General features: G+C 54.9%; 6 protein-coding genes. 4 read left to right on the top strand and 2 right to left on the bottom strand.

What is annotated here, in order from left to right; all coding sequences use genetic code 11:
• The first annotated feature begins 443 nt into the window (after positions 1-443).
• From C4885_RS14610 to sigK, 3 genes are all read left to right on the top strand, one after another.
• Positions 444-1910 (top strand): radical SAM protein, encoded by a 1467-nt coding sequence (locus C4885_RS14610; protein ID WP_333559390.1) that lies wholly within the window; start codon positions 444-446, stop codon positions 1908-1910.
• A 162-nt stretch (positions 1911-2072) separates the two neighbouring features.
• Complete coding sequence (locus C4885_RS14605) at positions 2073-2951, top strand: sigma-E processing peptidase SpoIIGA (RefSeq protein WP_114001035.1); 879 nt, start codon at positions 2073-2075, stop codon at positions 2949-2951.
• Positions 2952-3231: 280 nt separating this feature from the next.
• Entirely contained in the window at positions 3232-3885 is a 654-nt protein-coding gene (sigK, locus tag C4885_RS14600; RefSeq protein WP_242979611.1) for an RNA polymerase sporulation sigma factor SigK, read from the top strand.
• A gap of 15 nt (positions 3886-3900) precedes the next feature.
• On the opposite strand, the gene C4885_RS14595 is transcribed toward sigK, so the two are convergent.
• Together C4885_RS14595 and C4885_RS14590 are read right to left on the bottom strand one after the other, a co-directional pair.
• Positions 3901-4458 carry a hypothetical protein gene (locus C4885_RS14595; RefSeq protein ID WP_147237855.1) on the bottom strand — a complete coding sequence of 186 codons (558 nt, stop codon included), beginning with the start codon at positions 4456-4458 and terminating at the stop codon, positions 3901-3903.
• 63 nt (positions 4459-4521) lie between these two features.
• Entirely contained in the window at positions 4522-5301 is a 780-nt protein-coding gene (locus tag C4885_RS14590; RefSeq protein WP_114001032.1) for a SigB/SigF/SigG family RNA polymerase sigma factor, read from the bottom strand.
• Between the two features lie 477 nt (positions 5302-5778).
• Here C4885_RS14590 and C4885_RS14585 point away from each other — a divergent pair, with 477 nt between their 5' ends.
• Positions 5779-7269, top strand: a complete 1491-nt coding sequence (locus tag C4885_RS14585; RefSeq protein ID WP_114001031.1) for a DUF1846 domain-containing protein — start codon at positions 5779-5781, stop codon at positions 7267-7269.
• Positions 7270-7408 lie beyond the last annotated feature (139 nt).

Here is a 7408-nt window from a genome sequence, read left to right as displayed (position 1 = left end):
TTTTGGCAACGCAGATGCCGTGCCGCAGCCGCCGGAGCGGTGCTTAAGCCGTCAGGCGGGAATTGTGCGGTGTTGCCTTAAAGCAAATTTATCCATATCATTCCGGCGCTGTGCCCTCAAATTGGGTGCAGCGCCTTTTTGTGTTTTATACCGCACTTTTTGAACAAAGCGGGGCATATCGTCAAACATCGGGGCCGGAATAGCCTATTATAATTGAACAAAAGTCTTTTTTTGCCTATGTACAAAATGCCGAACAATGCGATACAATGTCACCATAGCAAGAAAAGTCGTGCAGTCCCGTTCAAGCGGGACCGCACAGCAAATCTGGAACCGAAAAACGGCTGGTTCCCAGGGGCTTATCCAAAAGGCCCTGCCGCTGCCGGGTACGCTTTGCTTGCAGAGCAATGGCTAGTGTACCGTTTTGAAAAGGAGAGAGTTTTGTTATGCCGATGAATAAAGTTGTTCACGCCGCACAGCGCGCTGCTTTCAGCGCTGCCATTGATGTCGCCATCAACGCCGTGCGCGGTAAGGGAACCGAAAAGCTGTCCGAGAATGCTGTCAAGCTGGTCAACCTGGCCGAGCCCCTGCTGAAAGACCGTTACCCGGCTTCCGCCTTTGATGCAGCCCGCAAGTTTGTCAGCGACCCCAACGGCAAGTGGATGCAGTACGCATACCGCGCCATCAACGAGATCGACCCCCATGTGCTGAAGATGAACGCCCTGAACCTGGTGTATGAGGGCATGTTTTCCGGTTACAACTATGTTTGTGAGCTGCGCAAAAAGTATGATTGCAACATGCCGTGGATCCTGCTGTTTGACCCCACCTCCGCCTGCAACCTGCATTGCAAGGGCTGCTGGGCTGCCGAGTACGGCAACCGCCTGAACCTGACCTACGAGGAAATGGACAAGCTGGTTACCGAGGGTGAAGAGCTGGGCATCCACTGGTATATGTGCACCGGCGGCGAGCCGATGTGCCGCAAGAACGATCTGCTCAAGCTGGCTGCCAAGCACCAGAGCTCCGTGTTCCACCTGTTCACCAATGGTACTCTGATCGACGATGCTTTCTGCGAGGAAGTCAAGAAAGTCGGCAACATGGCTTTCTTCCTGTCCGTTGAGGGCCTGGATGATGCCACCGACAGCCGCCGCGGCGAAGGCGTGTTCCAGCGCGTTATGAACGCTATGGACATCATGAAAAAGCACGGCCTGCTGTTTGGTACCTCCATCTGCTACACTTCCGCCAACTACAAGGCTGTTACCAGCGATGAATTCATGGATATGCTCATCAGCCACGGCGTGCGCTTCAACTGGTACTTCCACTATATGCCCATCGGCGATGGTGCTAACGTTGACTTGATGCTGAATCCCGAACAGCGTGAGTACATGATCCAGCGTGTACGCGAGATCCGCGGCTTTACCGGAGGCAAGCAGATTTTCTGCATTGACTTCCAGAACGACGGCGAGTACATTGACGGCTGTATCGCCGGCGGCCGCCAGTATGCTCACATCAACCCCAACGGCGATGTGGAGCCCTGCGTATTCATCCATTACTCCGGCGCCAACATCCATGACAAGAGCCTGCTGGAATGCCTGCAGCAGCCCTTGTTCAAGGAATATCACAAGGGCCAGCCCTTCAACGGCAACCATCTGCGTCCCTGCCCGATGCTGGAGAACCCCCAGATTCTGGGCGATATGGTTCGCCGCAGCGGTGCCCACAGCACCGATATGCAGCAGCCGGAATCCCCGGAGGATGTTTTCCGCCGCTGCCGTCCCTACGCAACCAGTTGGATGCCCACCGCTGACCGCCTGTGGGCCGAAAAGCACCCCGGTTACGTTGACCCCGAAAATCCGGAAAGCGCTAACAGCTGTGCCTCCTGCGCCAGCTGCGCCGCATGCTCCGCTCATCAGGAATAATTAAATTACTGATTTCATCCGCCCATGGCAAACAGCCACGGGCGGATTTTTTGTGCCTGTTCAGCTTTCGCAGGTTTCCCGCATTTTCTCTTTGCCATTGGCATACACTGAACAAGCGGCCCCCAAAGCCGCCAAAACTGCCGCACGGCCACGAAAGGGGAGATGCCTGCTATCAAAACGGTCATTTATCTGGATGTCCTTTTGTTGGTCAACTTTCTGGTGGCTTACTTTTTGCTGCAGGCCGCCGGGCTGCTCAGCAGTCAGCACGCCGCGTTTTCCCGCATGGTGTGCGCCAGCGGCATTGCCTCGCTCAGTGCGCTGATCTTGTTCGCGCCGGAACTTTCATATCCTGCCCAAATTCTGTATAAGATACTGACTGCCTGCGCCGTGGTGGGCGTTGCCTTTGGGCTGCAGGGGCTGCGGCGCTTTGTTACCGCCGTGTGCTGGTATGCCGCGCTCAACATTCTGCTGGCCGGGCTTTGCATTGCCGTTATCCTGCGCACAGGCACACCGCTGCTGCAAACGGCAAATCTTACGGTATACCTGCGCATTTCGCCGGTCGTGTTGCTGCTGCTTTCCGCAGCCAGCTGCGGCGCGGTGTGGCTGGTATTGCACTTTTCGGGCAGCACGCCGCAGATCACCCGGACGATTGGGATCGAGTTTGAACTGTGCGGTGCCCCCGTGCGGCTGCGCGCCACACTGGATACTGGGTGCCACCTGAAAGACCCCGTCACCTGCCTGCCGGTGCTGCTCATCAGCTGGCCGGCGGCAAAAGGCCGACTGCCGGGGGGAGTCAACGCCTTTTTGGGGCAGTGGTTCCAGGGCCTGCACCCCAGTACGCCGCCGGTCGGTGCCAGTCTGCGGGTGATACCCTGCAATACCGCTGCGCAGCACGCGCTGCTGCCGGGGTTTGCGGTGGCGGATATCAGCACCATCACCGAAACGGGGATGCAAAGCCTTGGCCGCACCGCCGTTGCTTTTTGCCCGCAGCCGTTCCAGTCCGGCGAATATGAAGCCTTATATGGCTCAGATTTTTTGTAACCATGCGGCAGGCTTGTATCAATTACTGCCGGCAATCCTCTTATCGCGAAGCACATGATAAATCACACATTATATTCGCTAAATATTTATTTAGTGAAATAATGAGCAAAAACGCATCGCTATCGTTTCCGCTGCACGTTATATCTCTGCGTAAGCACAAACCACCCGCCAATGCCTTTATCATAGTTTACCACCCACATCTCAAAGGAGGGAAATATTTATGCAGCTGCTGCACACGCTTTGCCGCCGTATCGGAAATTTTGTGCTACTGTTTGGTGCCATGCCGGATCTGCACTACATTAACGGCCCGGATACGCTGCCCCCGCCGCTGACCCCGCAGGAAGAACAGCAGGCGCTGTGCGGTCTTGCTGCGGGCGAAGGGGCGGCGCGGGATGCCTTGATCACACATAACCTGCGCTTGGTCGTTTACATTGCCAAAAAATTTGAATCCTCCACCGCTGGGGTGGAGGATATGATCTCGATTGGTACGATCGGCTTGATTAAAGCGGTAAATACCTTTGAACCGGGAAAAAATATCAAACTTGCTACCTATGCCAGCCGCTGCATTGAAAATGAAATTTTGATGTACCTGCGCAAAAGCTCCAACCGCAGGCAGGATGCCAGCATTGATGAGCCCCTGAACACTGATTCCGATGGCAACGAGCTGCTGCTGATGGATGTGCTGACCAGCGACCAGGCCCAGGTTGGGGAAGAGCTGGAGCGCAATGCCGAGCGCAGCGCCCTGCTTGCCGCCGTTCAGGCATTGAACCCGAGGGAGCGGCAAATCATGGAGCTGCGCTTCGGTTTACGTGATGGGGTAGAGCACACCCAAAAGGAAGTTGCGGATTCCATCGGGATATCTCAAAGTTATATTTCCCGGTTGGAAAAGCGCATCATCAAGCGTTTGCGTCAACAAATCGAGTCTTTGGTCTGATCCGGCATGCCTTAGCTATTTCTGCGTGACCTGCTGCCCAGATACTGTGCTGGCAGTTGTCTGGGTCACAAAATCCTGGATCACCCCGCCCAACAGGTTCATTTGCGGTTCTTCACACAACAAAAGGTAATCAAATCCGTTCCGCGTCCAACTCGCCATGGCGTTCCGACCGGGGTTCTGGCTCAGCGTGACTTCTGTGCCGTCAATCAGCACAGTGGCCACGTTTTCGTATTGACAAGCCAGATAGGTATCCGGCACATCCAGCTGCCCGGTTTGAGCAACCCGCAGCCGAACGTTTCCGGCGGGAATCACATTGTATTCAATCTCCGCCGTTTTGCGGTTGATGAGCCAGAATCGCCCCGGAATCAGGATATCAGTGGAAGGGTACATCGTTACAGCAAACCCTGCACTTTCGGTAAAATCCGGCGCCGAATATTCCTCCTGGTAACTGCGCTGCCCGGTGGGTGTGCCGGGCTGCTGGATGCTCTCTTTCTGCCACATCATCGCGGCGGCAATCAGCGCCGCAATGCCCACAACTGCCAAAAACAAAATCAGCCAAAATGCTTGCTCCATCATTACCATCCCCTTTGCTCCATGGTATGTGCTGCGGCTGGGGATGGTGCACATGAGATGGTTCTACCGGCAGGAGATTTGTTCCTTGATATGGTTCAGCGCGCATTTTTCCAACCGGCTGACCTGCGCCTGGCTGATGCCGATGGCCTGCGCCACCTGCATCTGTGTCTGGCCGGATAAATACCGCAGGGCGATGATGCGCCGTTCCCGCGGGGTAAGGGCCTGCACGGTATCCTTGAACATGATATCGCTGATCCAGCTTTCCTCGCAGCTTGCTTCCTGTACGCGGTCCATAATGGCTAGGGTATCATCACCATCGGTATAGGCCGGTTCATACAAACTGGCTGGTTCCACAATGGATTCCAGCGCCATGGCAACCTGCTCTGGGGCGCTGCCGACGCGGGCGGCAATTTCACTCACGCGGGGCTCACGCCCGGTTTCTTTTTGCAGGGCTTCCCGTGCCTGCATGGCGTGATAAGCCAGGTCCCGCACCGACCGGCTGACCCGTATGGGGGTATTATCCCGCAAAAAGCGCCGGATCTCACCCAGAATCATCGGCACCCCATAGGTGGAAAACCGCACCTTCAAACCGGGGTCAAAATTGTCGATTGCCTTAATCAGCCCAATGCACCCAACCTGGAACAGGTCGTCCAGGTTTTCGCCTCGGCCCGCAAATTTTTGCACCACGCTCAACACAAGGCGCAGGTTGCCCTGTATCATCTGGGCACGGGCTTCGCTGTTTCCGGCTTTGGCAGCAAGCAGCAGCTGGGTTTTCTGTTCCTCGTTCAGCACCGGCAGCAGGGCCGTGTTCACACCGCATATTTCCACTTTGCTGGTATTCATTCTGCATCCTCCCGTTCTTTTGCATTCAGCAACAGCAGTTGGTTCCGCCCTTAGGGGGATCTGAAAAGTCGAAAATATCGTCTATTTCTACAAGCATAGCCGGATTTTGTGTTAAAGAGCCGTGGAATCCACAAAGGATTCCTGCGGTTCTTTGCCTTAAATCCTGCTTGTGTTTGCGAAATATCCGTCATTTTTTTGTTTTCAGATACACCTTAGTATGGGCACCTGACGGCTGAAAAAGACAGGATGGGAAATAATTGAAATCCCCCTTCCATAAAATAGCAAAGGCAAAAAACAGGCCCCTGTTGAACTATATTTTTGTGCATGCTAGTAAATTTAATACGAACCGCCCTGGCAAGATTGCACCCGCGCGCAGGTTATGTTATACTAATACTTATGTTGGAAAAATTATGTTCCGGCGTGCGGTACCGCACCGTGTTGTGCCATGCGCCCAAACAGCAGGAAAAAGGGATACCGATGAAAATAGGATTTGATAACAATAAGTACCTGGCCATGCAGTCTGCCCATATCCGGGAGCGCATCAGCCAGTTTGATAACAAGCTCTACCTGGAATTTGGCGGCAAGCTGTTTGATGACTATCATGCTTCCCGCGTGCTGCCGGGCTTCCAGCCGGATTCCAAACTTCAAATGCTGCTGCAGCTGAAAGACCAGGCCGAAATCGTGGTTGTGATCAGCGCCGAGGACATCATCAGCAACAAAATGCGCGGCGATTACGGCATCACCTATGACCAGGACGTTCTGCGCCTGATTGACGCGTTCCAGGGCATGGGTCTGTTTGTTGGCAGCGTGTGCATCACCATGTATACCGCTGCGCCGGAAGTGGAAGCTTTTGAGCGCCGCCTGAATGAGCTGAACATCCGTACCTTCCGCCATTACAAAATTGCTGGCTACCCCAACGATGTGACTCGCATTGTGAGCGATGACGGTTACGGCAAAAATGATTACATCGAAACCGAGCGCCCACTGGTCGTTATCACGGCTCCCGGCCCCGGCAGCGGCAAAATGGCCGTCTGCCTGTCCCAGCTGTACCATGAATACAAGCGCGGCATCAAGGCTGGCTACGCCAAATTTGAAACATTCCCCATCTGGAACATTCCCCTCAAGCACCCAGTCAACCTTGCTTACGAAGCTGCTACCGCCGACCTGAATGATGTCAACATGATTGACCCGTTCCATCTGGAAGCATACGGCAAAACAGCGGTCAACTATAACCGCGATATCGAAATTTTCCCCGTTGTCAATGCCATGTTTGAGCTGATTGCGGGCAAAAGCCCTTACCATTCGCCCACCGACATGGGCGTTAATATGGCAGGCAACTGCATCATTGACGATGAAGTCTGCCAGGAGGCTTCCCGCAAGGAAATTATCCGTCGCTACTTCAAGTGCCTGTGCGACCAGAAAACCGGCGGTATCGTCAAGGATGACCGCTACAAGCTGGAACTGCTGCTGAACCAGGCGGGCGTCAGCGTCGGCATGCGCGCCGTGGAACAGCAGGCCCACGCCTGTTCCGATAAAACCGGAGGCCGCCCTGCTGCGGCAATCGAACTGCCGGATGGCACTATTGTAACCGGCAAAACCGGCCCGCTGCTGGGCGCTGCCGCCTCTGCGTTGCTCAATGCACTCAAGCGCCTTGCCGGGATTGATCAGGAGCTGAATCTGGTTTCTGTCCATGCGATCGAGCCAATCCAGACCCTAAAAACCCAGTATCTCGGCAGCCGCAACCCCCGCCTGCACACGGATGAAATTCTCATCGCGCTTTCCAGCTCGGTTACTGAAAATGCCGCAGCAGCTGCCGCCATGCACCAGCTGCCCATGCTCAAAGGCTGCGATATCCATTCCACTGTCATCCTGTCCAGCGTGGACGCCGATACCCTAAAAAAGCTTGGCATGAACCTGACCTGTGACCCTGTTTACGAAGAAACCGGCCGCAAGTACCATAAGATATAACCCCGATCATAATTCAAAAGGCCGAACGGTTTTCCTGCCGTTCGGCCTTTTGCGTTATCTAGGGCAACACCGCACAATTCCCGCCTTGCGGCTTAAGCACCGCTCCGGCAGCTGCGGCACGGCATCTGCGTTGCCAAAA

The sequence above is a fragment of the Subdoligranulum sp. APC924/74 genome (assembly GCF_003324125.1).
GTDB classification, from domain to species: Bacteria; Bacillota; Clostridia; order Oscillospirales; family Ruminococcaceae; genus Gemmiger; species Gemmiger qucibialis.
The sequence above is the reverse complement of the archived record's forward strand: the minus strand, read 5'-3'. Positions and strand labels throughout refer to the sequence as shown.